The sequence below is a fragment of the Streptomyces sp. NPDC002889 genome, assembly GCF_042888425.1.
Classification (GTDB): domain Bacteria; phylum Actinomycetota; class Actinomycetes; order Streptomycetales; family Streptomycetaceae; genus Streptomyces.
Genome location: NZ_JBIAPT010000025.1, coordinates 25,046 through 42,166 on the forward strand (window position 1 = coordinate 25,046; position 17,121 = coordinate 42,166).

Below are 17,121 nucleotides of genomic sequence, written 5' to 3' on the forward strand. Positions count from 1 at the left end.
TGCTGGGCGGTGCGGCAGGAGCGCCGGCCGAGCGCACACTCGTCCCTCCACAGCGGTCTACTTCGCTGCTGTGGAGGGGACGGAATCGCGTTTGGCGGCGCGGCCTCTCCTGCGGGGTTCCATGAGCACCGTTCCGCCCATGGCGATGGCGATTCCGGCCAGGGGGACCACCATGAAGTTGAGAGCTCCCTCGATTCTCAGTGTCATGTAGCCACCCACTGCAGCGGCACCGGCGCCGAGGGCGCCCACCTTGACCAACTGCGACTGAACAAAGCGCCAGCCGGCGTGCACTCCATGCCTGCATGCGGCACCGACGAGACGCTTGGCAGTGGAGAAAAGTGGCGGCTCCTGCTCGCTGTCGATCTCGCTCATGATGCTGTCGAAGCGTCTGTCGAGGTCTTCCCGGTTCGCCGACAAGCGGATCTTCATGACCACCCAAGACCGGTACAGCTTGAGCGCAAGATCATTGTCAGTCGTTGTCGTCAAGGTGTCTCCCCCCTCAAATTCTTGAAGAACGCGTCCAACAGCTCCAGGTTTGCATTACTCTCGGCAAGTTTAGCGAGGGCGCTTCTTTTCTGCCCCCTCTTGGTCGATTGCGTGACACCAATGGTCTCTGCAATGTAATCGGAGGTAAGCAGATGCAAGAACTCGCCTTCGATCACTGCACGTTCGCGGAGACTGAGTCCATCCACAGCCCGAAGAACCTCACGCACCGGCTCGAGCCCTGCGGTAAGATAGGGGTCGAATATCTTTTCCAGTGAGTACTCGGCCACCTTCTTCGCCTTTCCCTCCATCTTGAGATCCCGCACGATGCCCTTCGCGATCTTCTGCATCTCTCCATAGGCGAAGTCGCGGTCGGGATCAGCGAACGCCCGCTTGAATGCCTGGTCCGCAATGTCGAACGGATCGACGACGAGCGGAGCGCACTCAATGAGCAGATAGATACGAAGAGGGCCCACCTGCTTCAGGTACTGGGCGCGCTGCTCCTCGCGGCGCCTGGCACGCTCGGCCCTGCGTCTGCGGCCGGGCTTAGGACGGATCAAGACGGCCCCCTTCTGGCGGGTGAGCTGCCCTCGTGGGCCATGAGGGGGACAGCCGTGGCGCTTTTCTTCGGTTCACCAACAACCGTACACAGGTGGGTGGTTGGGAGCGTTTTCCGGCACACTGGAGCTCCTGCCTGGTAGAACACCTTCGTAATTGATCTTCTTCTGCAGGATCTTGAGCACCCGTGGGTGGCGAACAGGACAGAATTTCGATCTGGCGTGCCCGCTCGGGGTGGACGGGGAAGAAGTACGTGTCGGGTCAGGGCAGCGGCGCTGTCTGTCGGGGGGAATCTGTGAGTGAGTCGTTGGAGAGGGCTGCCGCGGCCGCAGGGGCGGCGGTGGTGCAGGCGGTGGGAACGAGTTCTTGGCCAGGCCTGCGCACTGGTTTGGCTCGGCTGCTGGCACAAGGAGATGCACAGCGCGAGTTGAGCGAGTTGGCACGGCTTGATCAGACAGCGAGATCTCTACGAGCCTACGGATCTACAGGGTACGAGCGGGTCCGCCTCGAAAGTGCGTGGCAGGTTCGCTTGGAGACCTACATGGACTCGCTCTCGGGTCAAGAACAGACCATCGCCTTGGGTGAGTTGAAGATGCTCGTGGCCGGGCGTCCTGAGCCTCCCAGTCAATCGGTCTCCACCGGAGATGCGGGTGTGACGGCTGGTTCCGACATCACCATCGGAGCCGATCGCGGTTCCCTGGCCGGCGGCGTGGTGCATGTCGAGGGCGGTGTGCACCTTGCTTTCCCTTCCAGCAGGGGGCGGGAAAGGGGGTAACTGACAACGCAAGTGCGTCTGCGTTCGCGCGCAACGCGACCACGGAGGGGGTGTCTGCTCACTTCGGCGGTCTGGCTGCCGCTCACATGCAGATCGGGCAGTTGGTCGTCGATCGCAGTGCCGCGCATCGTCAAGCGTTCGCCGTCACTGTTGCGCCGCCGGTCGGTGAGCGTGATCCGCGGCATCCACTGCGGGGACGCGGGGGGCTGGTGGAATCGCTGGTGGCGTTGTGCTTCTCGCGCGGGGACGGCCGGTTGCATGTCGTGCACGGCATGGGGGGCAGTGGGAAGACATCCCTGGTCCTGGAAGTGGTGCACCAAGTGCGTGGGCACGTGCTGGTGTGGTGGGTGGATGCTCGTCACGGGGTCGGCTTGGAGGCCGGCCTGCGGGCGGTGGCACGGCAGGCGGGAGTTCGGCACGGCGAGATGCGCAGTGAGGATGCTGCCGATGTCTTGTGGAACCGTCTGGACCAGATGGCACATCGCTGGGTCATGGTGGTCGACAACGTCGACGATCCTGCGCTGCTCGACGGGCCGGGCCGGTTGTCAGCGGGTACCGGATGGGTGAGGCCGCACTCGTGCCCAGGCGGCTTGGTCCTGATCACAGCGCGGGAGGGAACGGCGCGGGCGTGGGGGGCCAGCGCCGTGCTGCACCCTATGAGGATGCTGGAAATCGCTGACGCCGCGCAGATCTTACTGGACCATGCGGGGCTGAACGTGGGAACTGCCGCCGAGGCGGAGGAGCTGGCCGCCCGGCTGGGCAGACTGCCCCTGGCGCTGCGAATGGCCGGTTCCTATTTAGCGGAGGTGAATGGTATGCCGGGCGCTTTCCGGGAGCCCAACACTCCGGTCGACTTCGCCACCTATCGGCGCGCACTGGATGAGCGCAGCGGCCGGGTAGATCCTGCGCAGGTCATTGCCGGGACCTGGGCGATGTCAGTGGAGCTGCTGCACTCTCGTGGCCTGCCCCTCGCCGGAGCAGTACTGGATCTGCTGGCGTCGTTCGCAGATGCCCCGATCCCGTACACGCTGGCGCTGCGTCCTGCGATGGTGGCGTCGTTGGTGGAAGGCTTCGAGGAACTGGACGGACCGACGCTGTGGCGCATGCTCCAGGAGCTGGCCGACCTCGGCCTCGTCGATCTGCCTTCGTCTGCTGAAGACGCCTCTGCGCCCCCGACCCTGACGATGCACCCGCTCATTCGAGACAGCTGTCAGGCACGCAAGAGGCCGGCGGCAGCTATCACCTTGCTGGGGCACGCAATGCAGCTCGAGGAGGTCGGGGCCCCGGAAGAGCCGGAGTGCTGGCAGGCATGGCAGGCGCTCGCCCCTCACGCCCTCGACCTGGCGCGTCGGTCGGAGGGGCTTGCCGAAGACGTACGACTGGCCGTCGCCGATATCGCAGAATTGGCTGCCCGGTACCTTCAGGCCCGCGGGCTGTTCCTGCAGGCGCGTAGTGAGTACGAAGTGGTCCTCCACGTGCGCAGAACTGTGCTGGACGAGGAAGACCCCAAGGTGCTCAGCAGTCGGCACCACCTGGCAAGCGTTCTGCACGATCTGGGAGACCTGACGCAGGCGCTCACCGCGTACGAGGACATCTGGGCAGTCAGCCGCCGTGTCCGAGGAGAGGACCATCCGAGCACGCTGACAGTCCAGCACGAGATTGCGCGCGTGCTGCACGATCAAGGTCATTTGGTAGCAGCCAGAGAGCATCTGGCGGCCGTCCTGCTTTCGCGGTGTCAGCTACAAGGGGAGGGCCATCCTCATACTCTTGCAGCACGGCATGAACTGGCGCGCGTCCTGCACGATATGGGGAGCCTGGACGAGGCGCAGGCGGAGTACGAGGCCGTGTTGGAGGTGCGCGTTCAGACGGTTGGAGCAGAGCACCCGCGGGCACTCACCGCGCGGCACAACCTGGCATGTCTTTTGAAGGACCGAGGCAGACCGGAACAGGCCCGGGACGAATTCGAGCGCACGCTCTCAGCACGTTCGCGTGTCCTTGGCCAGGAGCACCCCCGCACGCTGTCGACGCAATTCAAACTCGCATGCGTGCTTCGCGAGCAAGGTCAGGCAGAGCAGGCCCATGAGCTGCTGGTGAAGACATTGGCCGCCAGTGGCCGGGGGCTGGGACAAGAACACCCCGACACCGCTCGCGCGCAGGCCATGCTCCAAGCATGGACGGAGCAGCAAGACCCAGGAGGCCGGCCGGAACACCGGGGCTGACACGAGGGCCCGGAGACCGGTGGCCGTCTGGATCATTCGCCATGCATCACGGGCGGCGTCGGCTCCCGTGCCAGTGAGCGCACGACTGCGATGATCTCGCGCAGCGATTTCACGGTGATCTTGGCGCCGGCGTCCCGGAGCATATGGGCCTTTCGTCGGGTCGCGGCGACACCGATGAACATCACCCCGGCCGCTTGCGCGGCAAGCGCGTCCGCCACGGACTCCCCTATGAGGACCGCCCTGGACTTGGGGCCGCCGAGGGCTGAAACGGCAAGAGCGACGCCATGGGGGTGCGGCTTCATGAGCCGAGGGTCTGCGGGGCGTCCAAAGACTTCAACACGCTCGTGACCGGTCATCGGAGCCATGTTGTCCAGGAAGGCCTCGACAGCGGCGCCTGAATGATCGGTGACGACAGCGAGCCGCCACTGGCCCTCGGTCAGGATACGCAGCAGATGGTCTACTCCCGGCAGGGGCTGCGCAGTCCGTGCAGCTTCGGCCTCGTGCGTGGTGAGGACATGGTCCAGCCGGCGGATCTGGGTGATCGTGCCCTGCCGCACCAGATAGCGCAGCATTCCGACAGGGTCTGTGGGTGTGTTCGGGCCGACGTTCAACCGCATCGAGTGGGCTGCTTGGACGAGTTGGTCCGAGACGGTCTGCAGGTTGGTGGCGAACAGGCGGCACAAGAGCCCGTCGAAACTGAAGAGCACCGTCTCGGCGGCTCTGAAGTGCCCCTGCAACTCGGTGCTGGAAACAAATCCGGAGAACTGACTTTCCTGTTCGGCGAGCGCGGCTCCGACGCTCGGGTACAGCGCGTCGTACCAGGACCGGAACCGTGCGACGTACGAGGCGCCTTGCGGGCTGACTTGAAAGTACTCCCGTGAACCCACAGCCCGCATGCTGCAGAGGTTGGGCGGGAGACAGGCCATGACGGCCGGCTCGATGCTCACCTGTTCCGGGGAGAGCCACGGGCCGAGATTCCTCATGGTCTGCAGCACCGCCAGCGCGCGCCAGGCTTCCGCGGGTAGCTGGCACCTGAAGAAGGAGTCCATCCGTGCAGGAAGAGACCTGCGGACACCCTTGATCCGGCGCTTCTGGTCCTGCACCGCCTTGCGGGCACCTGCCTGTTCCGCGGCACTGGCGCCGTAGTCAGCGGCGGCGGAGAAGTTGATCAGCCGCCGCATGGCTCCACGAATCCGCGTCACCTCGTGTGCCACGATCCGTGCGATGGTGAGGGCAGGGCGTGCGTACAGGGCCGCGAGTGCGATGGCTTCCGGTTCCTCCGCCGTGGGGGTGGTCAACAGGCCAGGACGGATGTATCGCGTGAGCAGCGCCTCGAGGTGCTCGGCAGCGGCGCTCAAGCGGTGCTGGACCTCCGGGATGTTGCCCAGGTAGGTGTCGAGGTCCTGAAGGTCCACCTCTAAGCAGGCGGCCAGTTCGGCCAGCAGGCCGTACTGCTTGGGGTGCACGAGTCCTTCTGCCTCGACACGGCGGTAGCTGCGCAGCGAGACGCCCAGCTTCTGGCTGAGGTCCGCGGCACGCCAGCCACTGGCGCTGCGCAGTTCTGCGAGCGTCCAGGTCTCTTTAGCGTCCACCGTGAATGCGAGCGGAGCAACGCCCAGCGCATCTGCCAGCTCCTTGATCCGCTGGGGATCCGGACGGCGGTCTGTGGTCTCGTAGGCCAGGATCAGCCGCTCCGTCACGGAAATCTTCTGGGCCAGTTGAGCGCGGCTCATACCCCGACCGCCGTCTGCCTCTTCTCGCATCTTCTGCATGCGTTTGCCGCTGAACTTAACTGCCACGCCTCGCGCCATCGCATCCTCCCCCCATCAGCGCGATACATTTTACTGGCTCGCTCGTTAGGCGGGGTGACGCGAACTTGAGTTGGCGAACAGGCCTGAGCTGCTGGCCTTCACAACTTAGTGGACGCGGCGCGCCTCCTTGCCTCGCTGTGCGTCCAAGTTAGTCCTGTCGACCCGCCAAGCGGTGCCGACAGGCGTTGGATAACACAAGAGACCCCGGTCCCTGCCCGGTGCCAGCCAGAGCTAAGGACACGGAGTCTCCCGTTGCAGAGCGGCGAGCGCCACACCAGAGCCTCCCCGTTGCCGCGGGGGGGCTTTCTGGTTGCCGAAGCAGCCAGATCCGGAACTACGTCCCTCCGGTGTATTGATCACCCTCCTGCGGCTCAGGGTCCGCCGGAAGGATCTCCATCTGCTGTCCCTCCCCTCTCGTGTCCGGCTGACACGGCCGTAGACAACCGACCACGGGGGGAAGTACGGACTCACCCTATACAACGCCTGGACCATCAGCGTTTGTCGCCGTGGGCGGTCGCATCCGAGCCCCGCAACCTCCAGCCCCCGCTCCATAAAAACGCAGCTCAGAAGGGGTACGAACCGCCACACGCACATGCGGAGGAAGAACATCCGGCATCAACTCGACTACAACGAGCGCGACACACCGACACCACACCGTGACCTTTAATCACATAAGATGAATTAACTTGGAGTTGGCATTACTTCGAGATTCAGATCTAAAGCGCGAGTTAGCTCGGTTTTCGAAAATCCTTTCATCGTCGGCGCTGCCCCACCCATCAGGGTCGGAGGCGGGAGCCCTGCAGGGGCGAGCGACTGAAACCCGACGGGCCGCAGTACAGCACCAAGTTGGTCGCCATACACACGAACGTGCTCAGCCCCGGCCGAGGAGCTGTTACGCCAACAAGCGTCGGTCCGCGCTCAGCGCCGATGCAGAAGTCAGCCCCGTGAGACGGACCGTGGGTTCAGGCCTGGATTTCGGCTCAGGCTTGGGCTTCGTCGGGCCCGGTGAACCATCCGCACCAGGGCGGAGGCGAACACCGTACAGGGTTCCGATCTCGAGGATGTTGCCGTTGGGCGGTGACAGCCGCCTGCTGACCGCGAGGGGCGTCGAAGCGGCCATGGGGGTGGGGAGTCGTGCGCGGCCATCCTCCGTGCAGCCATTGAACGTGAAGACGACCCGTGGGAACCGATCTTGGTGCAGCGACGCCGTCGCCGAGGCCGAGAGAGTCGTTGCTCTTGGCCTCCCCCAGCCACAGTTCCTCGGACCAGAGCCTTGTCATTACAAGGCGGTTTGCAACCTCGGGGGTGCAGGCCGTCCACCCTTTCCAGAGGCCAGTGCGGCGGGCAGTCTCTCAATCCCCGGAGCCGTCAGCATCCGGGCCCGGGAGGTCGGGGTGGGTGCGAGGCGGCCCAACTGGGCGAGCGGGCCCCGCCGACGCATTCCGAACCAGTGCAGTGCCTCCCGCAGCGCGCCTGGGTCCCCCAGGTCACCGGCTGCTGCGACCCGGGCGAGCAGCACCCTGGCGGGTGGCGGCGGACCATCCAGCGGATGCGGCAGCCGCTCGCGAAGGCGCCGCGCCCCGTACCCGCCGCGCACCCGAGGAGGAGGACAGCGGCCGGCCTCCGCGACAGGAACGGAGCGGGCGGGCTACCCCGGACGCAGCCTTGCGGCGGCGGCCGGCAGGGCGGCGGAGACGACCGCGCAACCGGCCAGACACACCCCGCTGGTAGCCGGTAGACCGGCGGGCGGTCAGCCGGCGCGTGGGCGTTCGTGTGCGCGCCGAGCGCCCTCCAGCACGCTGCGCCAGGAGGTGACACCAGGCTTACGGCGCAGCAGCGTGCGGCGTTCCCGCTCCGTCATGCCGCCCCACACCCCGAACGCGACCCGGCTGTCCAGCGCTTCGGCCAGACACTCGATCCGTACCGGACACGCGACACAGACCGCCTTGGCCTTCTTCTGCTGCGGTGCCTTGGCAAACAACTCCTCCGGATCCGCACTACGACAGGCCGCCCGTTCACTCCACCGCAGCGTCATCGCGTCCTTCCTCGTCAAGGCCTTGTGCGGCGAGCCCGCGCCGCTGTCCAGGTAAATACGGACCCACAGCGCCGCCGGTTCACCCCCGGCAAATTTGGCCGACACCACGCAGGCCAGTGCCGACCACGCTCGGCCAGCCGTTCAACCACGGGTCGATCCGACTCGCCGCCCGCCTGCGCCGTGCTCGGCCGCGTCCGCGGCGAAGCCCAGCCCTGCACACAGAACCGCACCCCGGTGCCTGAGCCGCTGCCGAATCTCTCCCGCCTATACAAGCTGCGCGTCGTCGCGCAGTACCAGGCGTACCAGCTCGAGCGGACGCCGCAGCCACCACGGGCCGCCAGCGGCGGTACGGACGCCACCTCCCGGCCATAGGGGTGGTGGTGCCGACTAGAACACTGGGGGCGTCTCAGAGGTGGTGCACCTGGGCGGAGTTATCCACCCAGTGCCAGTTCACCGGGTTGCACTGCTTCTTCAGCGCGGTACGCCCGGTCCCGTAGCCCTTCAGGGCGGCCTCCACCGCGGCCGTCAAGCCGTCGAGGTTCTCCGGCACCGGCACGCGGAGCAGCAGGTTTTGCTTGCGGTGGGCGAGGAGGAGTTCGCCGGCGGGCGTGCACTGCAGCAGAGCGAAGTGCGTGAGGGCCTTGAACGGCTTGTCCTCGGTGGACATCCTGGACCGCAGCCGGCCGTCGGCGCTCCACGCGTACAGGCCGTAGCGGTTGAGGTGGAAGGCTCGCGCGCGGTGCGGATCGGCCACCACGGTGAAGCAGAAGCCGGTGAACGGGCTGTCCTTGTACAGGTCCAGCCCCTCCAGAGGGCCCCGCACCGCTCCCTGGTCGTCGAAGCGCACGAGGGAGAAGACCTGGCCCCGGTTGCCCGAACGGTAGATCTTTCCGAAGACCGGGACGACGAGCAGGTCGTCGCCCAGCAGCGCCGGCCGGCCCATCGTGGAGTCGAGGTAGTCGTAGGGGCTGTGGGAGTCCTTGGACAGGACCTCGGTCAGCGAGGGCGAAGGGCGGTTGCCGCGCCCCACCGGCGCGTTGCGGAAGCGGACGTGGGGGTACTGGTCGGCGTCGGTCTGCCGGGCGGTGCGCGAGTCATGGGTCGCGAGGGCCCGCAGTGGGGTCTTGGAGCCGGGGGTAAGACTGCTGCCGGGTTCGGAGAGGGCGATGACGTTGAGGTGCGCTCCGGCCCAGTTGCTCAGCCCGTACTCGGACGTCTGCACAGCAGGCGGCCCGAGGGTGGGACAGCTATCGACGCGGCGTAGGGATCGCCCGTCCTCGCCTTCTCCTCCTCTCAGCCCCAGGGCAGCGGCCAGGACGCCAGGACCCGGCTCAGATCGGAGGAGATCAGGTGGGTGCTTCCCGGCGTCGAGCTGACAGCCACCGTCCCGTCCGGGAGGACCGCCACGTTCACGTCCTCTCCCTCCGCGATCGCCGACGCGCTGCCGTCCGGCCGCGGCTGCCCGAACAGGGCGGTGGCGGTGGGTGTTCCGTCGGGGGCGTATCGGGTGATCATCTGGTAGCCGAAGTTCTGCTCGGCGGGGTCAGTCGAGCCAACGGCCTCCGCGCGGTAGCGCCGTGCCCCGGACAGCGCGTACGTGTCCCCGGCCGGCGTCGCCACGACGTGGTGCGTCATGAACGCCCACCTGTCGGTCAGATCGACACGATGGGTGTCCACCAGTGAAGCGGGCAGGGCCCAGTCATGGTCATGATCGGAATCTTTCCCCCGACCACTGACAGCGGTCACGCCCACGACACCAGTTCGGTCAGCGCGGGCCGGGGCCCGGAGGAAGCGGACCGTACCGCCGAACAGCACGAACGGCGCAGCGCACCGCGCCTGCTCCAGCAGCTCCGATTCCGTGAAACCCCAGCAACGCGACGTCCGCGGCCCGGCGCAGCATGGGGAGGATCTCCCCCACCGGCCGGGCCCGGTGCGTGGCCGCGATCTCGGCGTACGCCTGCTGATACGACCGCCCGTATCCCCCGGCGCCACCCGGCAGAAGCCGCCCCAGACGATCACTGCCGATGCTGATGCGTCCCATCCCGCCAGCTCCTCGCACCCGGTCGCCCGGCCTGTCCAGGCACTCCCACGACGCTACGAGCCACACCCCCGGCTACGAAACGGGCGGTCCGCCCGCCCTTCCACCGTTGAATCCCAGACGTTGCATGCGCTCCCCCGTCTGCGAACCACAGGGCGCGGCGGGTCACGGGGTGGCTCCGGGAAACACCCTGGGCCCGGCGTGGTACCGCTGGTACCGTTGGTGTCATGACGGAGCAGAAGGCCATGAACCTGCGTTTCCCCGACCCCGAGCAGCGGGCCGCGATCGCCGCCGCCGCCCGGCAGGAAGGGGTGAGCATGCAGGAGTACATCCTCTCCGCCGCCTACGACCGCGCCACCGCCGTCGAAGGCCGCTTCCTCGACAGCTTCCGGGCGTCGATGGCGCGCAGCGGCGCGGTGTTCGCCGCCGAGCCCAGCACCACCGACCCCTCGGCGGAGCAGCGGGCCGCCGAGCAGCAGGCTTTCGCCGAGTTGGAGCAGTCGGAGCAGGGCCGGGCCGCGTGAGTCAGCCCGAACCCGAACCGCTTTTGCTCGACGTCGCCTACCTGCTCCACGCCGCCGAGCTCCTGCCCGGTGACCCGCAGGTCGACGACCTCGGCCCGCTGTACGCGGCGGTGGCGCGGGTCAACGCCCGCGCCATGGAACGCGACATCTACGCCACCCTGAACCTCAAGGCCGCCGCCCTGCTGCAGACCCTGGCCAAGCTCCCCTGCCTGGAACACTCGAACGAGGCGTTCGCCTGGCACTCCACCGAGGCCTACCTCGCCCTCAACGGACGCCACCTCACCTACGAGCCCAAGGACGCCCTCGCCCTCGTCCGCGACGCCGCCCAAGGCGTACTCGGCGTCCCCCGCATCGCCCGTCAACTCCGCGACTGGACCAACGGCTGACCTGTCCAGCGAACAGCAGCGAAGACCAGAAGCCGCGCCGGCGCCCGTGAAGAACCCGCGGTTCGCCTCGTGTGGTCGCCCCGTATCGAGCACGCCGGGTCAAAGGGACCGGTTACTCCTTCCAGCCCCGCCCCCTCTCCTGTTCTGAGCCGGGGAACAAAACGCGAAAGAGGGGCCTCACGGACGAGGCCGCCCCCCTCGGGCGTTCAGCGCAGGCGGCCGAGGTGGATGACGCTGACGCGGACCTGCTGGTCGCTGATCTCGTACATCACGCGGTAGATCCCGACGTGGATGCGCAGCACGTCGGTACTGCCGAACGCGCCCTCGGGCCGCGGTTCGTCAGCGAGGCGATCGACGGCGGCGAACACCTGCCGCACCCCGGCGGGATCGTCCTTGGCAAACCGCTCCGCCTGGGCGAGGGCCTCCGGCTCCCAGATGACCTCGTAGCTCACGCCTCAGCTCCGCCGAACACGCGGCGGTACGCCTCGTCGTGCGGGACGCCTGCGCTCTCGCCCCGGGCCTGGCGCGCGCGGTAGGCGGCCAGCGCCCGCATCTCCTGCAGCTCCAGGGCGTCGGCGGGGCTGATCAGTACCGCGATGGTCTGTCCGTGATCGGTGATGGCGACCGGCTCACGGGTGGCGCTGACCTCGCGCGCGATGGCACCCAGTCGGGCACGGGCTTCCACAATCGAGTAGGTCATATCAGTCATGCACACCAGCTTACGGAAGTGTGCACTTCTTGCCACGCCCTTCGTTGCGCTTGCCGCCCGCTCAGAGGGCGTTCAATGAGGGCGGATTGCCCTTTATCGCCTAGTAGATGCCTCGCCAGGTGGGCGTGGTCTCCCGTGGTGGCCAGCCCGAAGGCATGCGTGGTGGCCTACGCCGCGCGTGAGTCCGGCCGGGCGCGGTCACGCTGCTTTGGCGGGGCGCAGGCTGCCTCCCGCCACCTTGACGCTGACCACTCGCGGGAACAGCCGGGGCAGTTTGGCCAGCAGGGCATTGGCGCGGCCGCTGACGACGGATGGCCGACGGCGGGCGAGGGCACGCAGGCCGGTGGCCACGACCTGCTGCGGGGTCTGCCGCTTGCCGACAGACCCCGCGTCGGTGCCCACGACGTCGAAGAACGAGGTCTGGGTCGCACCGGGGCACAGGGCCAGCACATCCACACCGCAGGCACGCGTCTCGGCCCAGAGGGCTTCGGAGTACGACAGACGAAGGCCTTGGTGGCCCAACTGGAACTGGCCACTGCTCTCGGCGTGCTGCCCGCGATCGTGGTGACCCTGATGGACGAGCTCGAACAGCGCGGCCTGCTGGAGCGCCGGCGAGACCCGCGCGACCGCCGGCGGCAGAGCATCACCCTCACCGACACCGGCACGCGACTCCTGGAACAGGCAGACGCCCTCGCGGCAGCCGTCGAGGCGGAAGTCTTCGCCGGAATCGACCACGCCGCACGACGCAGCTCCGCCAGACGCTCATCAGCGCCCTCGCCACCAGCGGCGGCCGCTGAGCGGAATGATGGTCAGATGAAGGTCTGGGTGAGACATCGCCCATCCAGCCACTCAGACCTCAAGACCAGCCTTCAAGAACACGCACGTGTCCCGGCCGGAGTATCTGATCCATTTATGGGCGGCAGGACCCCGACCCCGGCCACTGGCCCAACACTCTCTACCGCCTCTACACCGAACAGGACGGCCCCCGCCGGGGCATCGGCGAAGGCACCGTCACCCTGCGCCTGCAAACTAGGGCCTGTTTCATAAGTGGATCAAGGTCTGTCATGATCCACTCGTGGGGCGTGGAGATCTGACGAGCGAGCAATGGGCCAGGCTGGAGCCGCTGTTGCCGGTGGGCAAGAAGCCAGGGCGGCCTCCGGTTTGGTCCAAGCGGCAGCTGATCAACGGCATACGCTGGCGGACGCGGACTGGTGCGCCCTGGCGCGACGTTCCCGCACGCTATGGAGAGTGGGAGACCGTTTACGGTCTCTTCCGACGCTGGCAGCGCGACGGCACCTGGAGCCGGATCCTCACCCAGTTGCAGGCCCAGGCCGACGCGAAAGGCCTGATCACCTGGGATGTGAGCGTGGACTCCACGGTCGCGCGGGCGCATCAGCATGCGGCCGGCGCCCGTAAAAGGGACCTGCAGCGGGACAAACCAGGCGGAGTCGTGGTCGAGCCCGCCGACCACGGGCTCGGACGCTCACGCGGTGGACTGACCACGAAGGTACATCTGGCGGTCGAGCACGGACAGAAGCCGCTCTCCTTCCTGGTCACCGCTGGCCAGTGGCACGACAGTCCCCAGTTCCAGCCAGTCCTGGAGCGCATCCAGGTGCCCCGCGTAGGCGTCGGCAGACCGCGCCGCAGACCGGACCGGGTGCGGGCAGACAAGGCCTACGGGTCCCGAGCCAACCGCGACTACCTGCGCAGACGCGGGATCCGCTGCACGATTCCAGAGAAGACCGACCAGATCCGCAACCGCAAGAAGCTCGGTGCCTGCGGCGGTCGCCCGCCGAAGTTCGATAAGGCCGACTACCGCGAGCGCCACGCGATCGAGTGCGGGATCAACCGCCTCAAGCGTCATCGAGCCGTGGCCACGAGGTACGACAAGCTGGCGGTCCGCTACGAGGCCACGGTCACCATCGTCATCAACGAATGGCTGTGATCGTTACAACGATCCGCGAATCTATGGGCCAGCGTGTGACCCTCCAATCCAGAAGGTCAGCGCCTTCCGTCTCCCTCCCAGCGACCGCCGCATCGCATTGACCAGACGCATCTGCGCCTGAGCCACCTCCGCGCTGGCCTCCCGGAACTCCTCTTCGCCGAGTGGCGTACGGACCGGATCGACTTCTCGCGCGACGCGGTCCAAGAAGCGGTCGACCGACTGACCAAAGCTGTCGACCTCTGCCGCAACCTCTGCGGGAGCGACCAAGCTGACCCGCGTCAGAACGGCGCTCCATTCGGCCCAGTCGTAGTCCCAGCCGCAACGGTCGGCGTGTGCGCGCTTGATCACCATCGTGAACTTGGCGTAGTGGCTGAGGAGTTCCTGGTAAGCAACCAGCTGCTGATCCCGCGACCACTGGTGGTCCTGGCCTCGTCTGGTGACGACCCCGCCTACCAGCACTCCCACGGTCGCCGAGGCCGCTCCCGTAGCGGTCGCGATCAGCGCTTCCAGCAAAGCCACCCCAGCCCCCGTGCCCAGCAACTGCCGTTCGATCCGCGATGGGAACATAGCATCGGTGCATGTTGGCGTGTCAGAGCACGCTATGGCCTCGTAGCGGACGATGACATCGGTGACTGGCCGACGCTTTTGAAACACGCCCTAGAACTGGGCAGCTTCACCAGTACCGCCGCATCGTCAGCGAGTGCAACGTCCGCGCCGATGCCCGCCTCATCCTCACTCGACTCCCCCACCACCTGTCCCATTCCTGACCACGAGACGACGCGGCTGCGCATTTCGGGAATCGACAACCACCCGCCTGGACAGGTCAGTTGACACCCATGGGGCCACGTTCAGCCACGAACGATCTGTCCACGCACCGAACGTGACCAACACCCGCAGAGCACCACAGCCACCGGTCCCAGGTGTTCACCTCCCAGGTGAACCACCCCACCAAACACACCCGAACTGCGGTGCACCTACAGGTCATCGCTGCGATCGCCCAAGTCAGGGGTCTTGTGGGCGGGTTGCCAACCTAAACACATCCCCTCTACGTATTCCGCGGTCAAGGAACTTTTTATTCGCCTGCCGCTCTTCGCCACCGTCGGCGACGCACTGTGGGCCTTCACCGGCTACTCACCCGGGGCGTCCAACCCCCGTTTGCAACCGCCTGATGCCACCCGCCGTGCCCCCTGGTGCTCTCCTTGTCCGCGAAGGGCCTCACCCACGGGGAGATCTCCGCGCATCTGGCCGAGGTCTACGGGGCTCAGGTGTCCAAGCAGACCATCTCCACGATCACCGACAGTGATAGTGGTATCCGGGTCCCCGTGCCGGATGTCAGGTGGGTGGTTCAGCGGTGGTCGCTGTCGGCCTGGCGGAGCCGGTCGGCGTTGTGGGTGATGGTGTCGATGCGGGCTGCGAGGTCGGGGTGGTTGGCCTTGAGATGGGTGTGGGTGTCAGCGAGTGGGCCGATGAGGTTGGCGGCGTCGTTGTCGGCGAGGGCTTCGGCGAGACGGGCCAGGGGGGCGTGGGCCGGGGCGGGGAGGTCGGTGAGGGCGGTGATTTGACCGGCGAGTTGGCGTAGGTCGGCGGCGTTGGTCCGGGCCCAGGCGGTGACGGTGCGGTCGGCGGCGCGGCGGCTGCGGGTGGCCTGTACGCGTTGTTCGCCGGTGGCGCCGGGGGCTCCGGGGCGGACACGCAGGTAGCGCCGCTCTGCGGCTTGGCGGCTGGCGACGCCCAGGGGATGGGCCAGGTCCGCCCAGCTGGAGCCCGCTGCCCGGGCTGCCTCGATCAGGCCGGGTTCCCATCCTGCGAGCTGGTCGCGCAGTTCACGCAGGAGGAGGAGTGCGGCCAGGGCCTGGTCCGCACTGGCCTGCCCGTCCTGCGGGTGCGTTCCGGTTCCGCTCTGGGCGGTGCGGACGGCCTGGTCGATCGTGTTCAGCGCTGCCGCGGCGGCGAAGAACGGGGTGGGGTCACGGGGCGCGGAGGAAGCGGTCATGGAGGCCCTTTCAGGAGTGTCACCCTTTGGATGACGTGTCTCTTGTCATCGTTTGGATGACATGTTACAACGGTGTCAGACGAAGCGCATTGGCAGTTCCTGCCAGACCTGTGGAGGTGTTTTCGCGATGTTGATGCGCACTGACCCGTTCCGCGAACTCGACCGGCTCGCTCAGCAGCTGACGGGGGTGACCGGCACCTGGACCAGGCCCTCGGCAATGCCGATGGATGCCTACCGGGAGGGTGAGGAGTACGTGATCGCCCTCGACCTGCCCGGTGTCGCGAAGGACGCGATCGACATCGATGTCGAGCGGAACATGCTCACCGTCAAGGCCGAGCGCCGCCCGGTCGTGAAGGCGGACGACGTGCAGTTGGAGCTCTCCGAGCGGCCGCTGGGCGTCTTCTCCCGCCAGCTGGTGCTGGCCGACACCCTGGACACCGAGCGCATCACGGCCGACTACGAGGCAGGGGTGCTGACCCTGCGCATCCCGATCGCCGAGCGCGCCAAGCCCCGCAAGATTGCGATCGGCGGGGAGTCCGAGCACAAGCAGATCAGCGGCTGAGGAAGCGGTTTCTCGACCGCTCCGACGGCGGAGGACGGGCATCGATCTCCCCCTCTGGTCCCGTCCTCCGCACTCCGTCCTTCGCACCACGATGCAAAAGGGGGCAGTGGTGGCTATGCGATGGGAAGCATTCCTCGATCACGTGCAGGAACGCGGCGAGTACGCCACACCCCAGGAAGCCGAGCGGGCTGCGCGTACGGTTTTGGCGCTGCTGGGCGCGCATCTGGTGGGTGAGGTCCGGGCGGAGCTGGCTGCCAGGCTCCCGGAGACCTTCGCCCTGGTTCTGCTCAATCCGCTGCAGGCCACCGAGCCGCTCGCGCCGGAGCGGTTCCTGCGGGCTACTGCGGCGTGGATCGAGGGAGCCACCGAACGGACCGCGGCCTGGGACGTCAGCGCCGTGCTGAGTGTGACCGCCGATGCGGCGGGCGAGGAACTCACCCGCCGCATCCTGCTTCAGCTCCCACCGGGCTACGACCTCCTCTTCGGCCGCCCCCAGCACACCTGAGCCCAGAAAAGCGTGACCCGCTCGCACCATCAGCAGGGCCGGCCGACGCTCACCCGGCCGGCCCTCCCCGCCGGCGAAAACGCCCTTGGACGAGAAAGGCAACCAGCCTCCGATGCTTCCGCTGCGTGAACCGGCCGCTGCCCGGCCCGGCATGACGTTTCACCAGATGGTGGAAAGGATCCGGTACGAAGGCGCGTATCCCAGCCGGGAGCGGGCCGAGGACGTCACGCGTGCGGTGCTGGCGGCCCTGGGCCGTCAGCTCACCGGCGACGAACGCGCCGACCTCGCCGCCTGCCTCCCCGCCGAGGCCGCCCTCGAATTCACCAGCCAGATTCCCGACCGTCAACCGCTCACCGGCTGGGCTTTCGTCAAGGACCTGGCCACCCGCACAGGCGGCACCCCTGCCACCGGGCGCTGGGACACCGGAGCCGTCCTCGCCGTCGTCGCCCACCTGGCCGGCCCCGGCCTCCTGGACCGCGTCCTCGCCCAGCTCCCGTCCGGGTACGCCCTGCTGTTCGGCCGCGCGGAACTCACCCGGGCCGCATGACCGGTTCCAGGCAGAAACGGGGCGGGCCGGC

At 67.4% G+C, this 17,121-nt stretch carries 20 protein-coding genes and 1 pseudogene; 10 read left to right on the forward strand and 11 right to left on the reverse strand.

Annotated features, from left to right (window positions below):
- Positions 1 to 57 precede the first annotated feature (57 nt).
- Together ACFYWI_RS30295 and ACFYWI_RS30300 are read right to left on the reverse strand one after the other, a co-directional pair.
- Positions 58 to 486, reverse strand: coding sequence for a hypothetical protein (locus ACFYWI_RS30295; protein ID WP_389238623.1), 429 nt, complete (start codon positions 484 to 486; stop codon positions 58 to 60).
- On the reverse strand, positions 483 to 1,043 hold the full coding sequence (locus ACFYWI_RS30300; RefSeq protein ID WP_389238625.1) for a hypothetical protein: 561 nt from the start codon (positions 1,041 to 1,043) through the stop codon (positions 483 to 485). Before ACFYWI_RS30300 ends, ACFYWI_RS30295 begins: the two co-directional genes overlap by 4 nt.
- An 823-nt stretch (positions 1,044 to 1,866) precedes the next feature.
- Here ACFYWI_RS30300 and ACFYWI_RS30305 point away from each other — a divergent pair.
- The gene (locus tag ACFYWI_RS30305) at positions 1,867 to 4,035 is read left to right on the forward strand and encodes a tetratricopeptide repeat protein (protein ID WP_389238628.1); all 2,169 of its coding nucleotides are present in this window, start codon (positions 1,867 to 1,869) and stop codon (positions 4,033 to 4,035) included.
- 32 nt (positions 4,036 to 4,067) lie between these two features.
- Here the strand turns inward: ACFYWI_RS30305 and ACFYWI_RS30310 are convergent, their stop codons facing one another.
- Entirely contained in the window at positions 4,068 to 5,846 is a 1,779-nt protein-coding gene (locus tag ACFYWI_RS30310) for an HAD family hydrolase (RefSeq protein WP_389238630.1), read from the reverse strand.
- Between the two features lie 1,750 nt (positions 5,847 to 7,596).
- Positions 7,597 to 7,881, reverse strand: coding sequence for a WhiB family transcriptional regulator (locus tag ACFYWI_RS30315; RefSeq protein ID WP_389238785.1), 285 nt, complete (start codon positions 7,879 to 7,881; stop codon positions 7,597 to 7,599).
- Between the two features lie 234 nt (positions 7,882 to 8,115).
- Here ACFYWI_RS30315 and ACFYWI_RS30320 point away from each other — a divergent pair, with 234 nt between their 5' ends.
- Entirely contained in the window at positions 8,116 to 8,253 is a 138-nt protein-coding gene (locus ACFYWI_RS30320) for a hypothetical protein (RefSeq protein ID WP_389238632.1), read from the forward strand.
- 34 nt (positions 8,254 to 8,287) lie between these two features.
- On the opposite strand, the gene ACFYWI_RS30325 is transcribed toward ACFYWI_RS30320, so the two are convergent.
- Positions 8,288 to 9,103 carry a hypothetical protein gene (locus ACFYWI_RS30325; protein ID WP_389238634.1) on the reverse strand — a complete coding sequence of 272 codons (816 nt, stop codon included), beginning with the start codon at positions 9,101 to 9,103 and terminating at the stop codon, positions 8,288 to 8,290.
- Between the two features lie 71 nt (positions 9,104 to 9,174).
- Positions 9,175 to 9,516, reverse strand: coding sequence for a hypothetical protein (locus ACFYWI_RS30330; protein ID WP_389238636.1), 342 nt, complete (start codon positions 9,514 to 9,516; stop codon positions 9,175 to 9,177).
- 630 nt (positions 9,517 to 10,146) lie between these two features.
- On the opposite strand from ACFYWI_RS30330, the gene ACFYWI_RS30335 reads away from it, so the two are divergent.
- Together ACFYWI_RS30335 and ACFYWI_RS30340 are read left to right on the forward strand one after the other, a co-directional pair.
- Positions 10,147 to 10,443 carry a DUF1778 domain-containing protein gene (locus ACFYWI_RS30335; protein WP_389238638.1) on the forward strand — a complete coding sequence of 99 codons (297 nt, stop codon included), beginning with the start codon at positions 10,147 to 10,149 and terminating at the stop codon, positions 10,441 to 10,443.
- A complete protein-coding gene (locus tag ACFYWI_RS30340; RefSeq protein ID WP_389238640.1) occupies positions 10,440 to 10,829 on the forward strand; it encodes a fic family toxin-antitoxin system, toxin component in 390 nt (129 codons plus the stop codon). Before ACFYWI_RS30335 ends, ACFYWI_RS30340 begins: the two co-directional genes overlap by 4 nt.
- Before the next feature lie 206 nt (positions 10,830 to 11,035).
- Here the strand turns inward: ACFYWI_RS30340 and ACFYWI_RS30345 are convergent, their stop codons facing one another.
- The 3 genes from ACFYWI_RS30345 to ACFYWI_RS30355 all read right to left on the reverse strand — a co-directional run bounded on the left by ACFYWI_RS30345 (position 11,036) and on the right by ACFYWI_RS30355 (position 12,060).
- Entirely contained in the window at positions 11,036 to 11,281 is a 246-nt protein-coding gene (locus tag ACFYWI_RS30345; protein WP_389238642.1) for a type II toxin-antitoxin system RelE/ParE family toxin, read from the reverse strand.
- Complete coding sequence (locus ACFYWI_RS30350; protein WP_389238644.1) at positions 11,278 to 11,538, reverse strand: type II toxin-antitoxin system Phd/YefM family antitoxin; 261 nt, start codon at positions 11,536 to 11,538, stop codon at positions 11,278 to 11,280. Before ACFYWI_RS30350 ends, ACFYWI_RS30345 begins: the two co-directional genes overlap by 4 nt.
- Positions 11,539 to 11,736: 198 nt before the next feature.
- Complete coding sequence (locus ACFYWI_RS30355) at positions 11,737 to 12,060, reverse strand: hypothetical protein (RefSeq protein WP_389238646.1); 324 nt, start codon at positions 12,058 to 12,060, stop codon at positions 11,737 to 11,739.
- A 51-nt stretch (positions 12,061 to 12,111) separates the two neighbouring features.
- Between ACFYWI_RS30355 and ACFYWI_RS30360 the strand changes: the two genes are divergently transcribed.
- Together ACFYWI_RS30360 and ACFYWI_RS30365 are read left to right on the forward strand one after the other, a co-directional pair.
- The gene (locus ACFYWI_RS30360) at positions 12,112 to 12,585 is read left to right on the forward strand and encodes a hypothetical protein (protein WP_389238787.1); all 474 of its coding nucleotides are present in this window, start codon (positions 12,112 to 12,114) and stop codon (positions 12,583 to 12,585) included.
- A 28-nt stretch (positions 12,586 to 12,613) separates the two neighbouring features.
- The gene (locus tag ACFYWI_RS30365; protein ID WP_389238648.1) at positions 12,614 to 13,483 is read left to right on the forward strand and encodes an IS5 family transposase; all 870 of its coding nucleotides are present in this window, start codon (positions 12,614 to 12,616) and stop codon (positions 13,481 to 13,483) included.
- Positions 13,484 to 13,504: 21 nt separating this feature from the next.
- Here the strand turns inward: ACFYWI_RS30365 and ACFYWI_RS30370 are convergent, their stop codons facing one another.
- The gene (locus ACFYWI_RS30370) at positions 13,505 to 14,002 is read right to left on the reverse strand and encodes a hypothetical protein (protein WP_389238650.1); all 498 of its coding nucleotides are present in this window, start codon (positions 14,000 to 14,002) and stop codon (positions 13,505 to 13,507) included.
- Positions 14,003 to 14,670: 668 nt separating this feature from the next.
- Between ACFYWI_RS30370 and ACFYWI_RS30375 the strand changes: the two are divergent.
- Positions 14,671 to 14,784, forward strand: a pseudogene (locus ACFYWI_RS30375) (transposase); the annotation flags it as partial.
- A 44-nt stretch (positions 14,785 to 14,828) separates the two neighbouring features.
- Here ACFYWI_RS30375 and ACFYWI_RS30380 read toward each other — a convergent pair.
- Positions 14,829 to 15,476: a type III effector protein gene (locus ACFYWI_RS30380; protein WP_389238652.1), complete on the reverse strand. Its 648-nt coding sequence runs from the start codon at positions 15,474 to 15,476 to the stop codon at positions 14,829 to 14,831.
- A 127-nt stretch (positions 15,477 to 15,603) separates the two neighbouring features.
- Between ACFYWI_RS30380 and ACFYWI_RS30385 the strand changes: the two genes are divergently transcribed.
- The 3 genes from ACFYWI_RS30385 to ACFYWI_RS30395 all read left to right on the forward strand — a co-directional run bounded on the left by ACFYWI_RS30385 (position 15,604) and on the right by ACFYWI_RS30395 (position 17,090).
- Positions 15,604 to 16,038, forward strand: a complete 435-nt coding sequence (locus ACFYWI_RS30385; protein WP_389238654.1) for an Hsp20/alpha crystallin family protein — start codon at positions 15,604 to 15,606, stop codon at positions 16,036 to 16,038.
- Between the two features lie 109 nt (positions 16,039 to 16,147).
- Positions 16,148 to 16,543: a DUF2267 domain-containing protein gene (locus ACFYWI_RS30390; protein WP_389238658.1), complete on the forward strand. Its 396-nt coding sequence runs from the start codon at positions 16,148 to 16,150 to the stop codon at positions 16,541 to 16,543.
- Between the two features lie 112 nt (positions 16,544 to 16,655).
- A complete protein-coding gene (locus ACFYWI_RS30395) occupies positions 16,656 to 17,090 on the forward strand; it encodes a DUF2267 domain-containing protein (RefSeq protein WP_389238789.1) in 435 nt (144 codons plus the stop codon).
- Positions 17,091 to 17,121 lie beyond the last annotated feature (31 nt).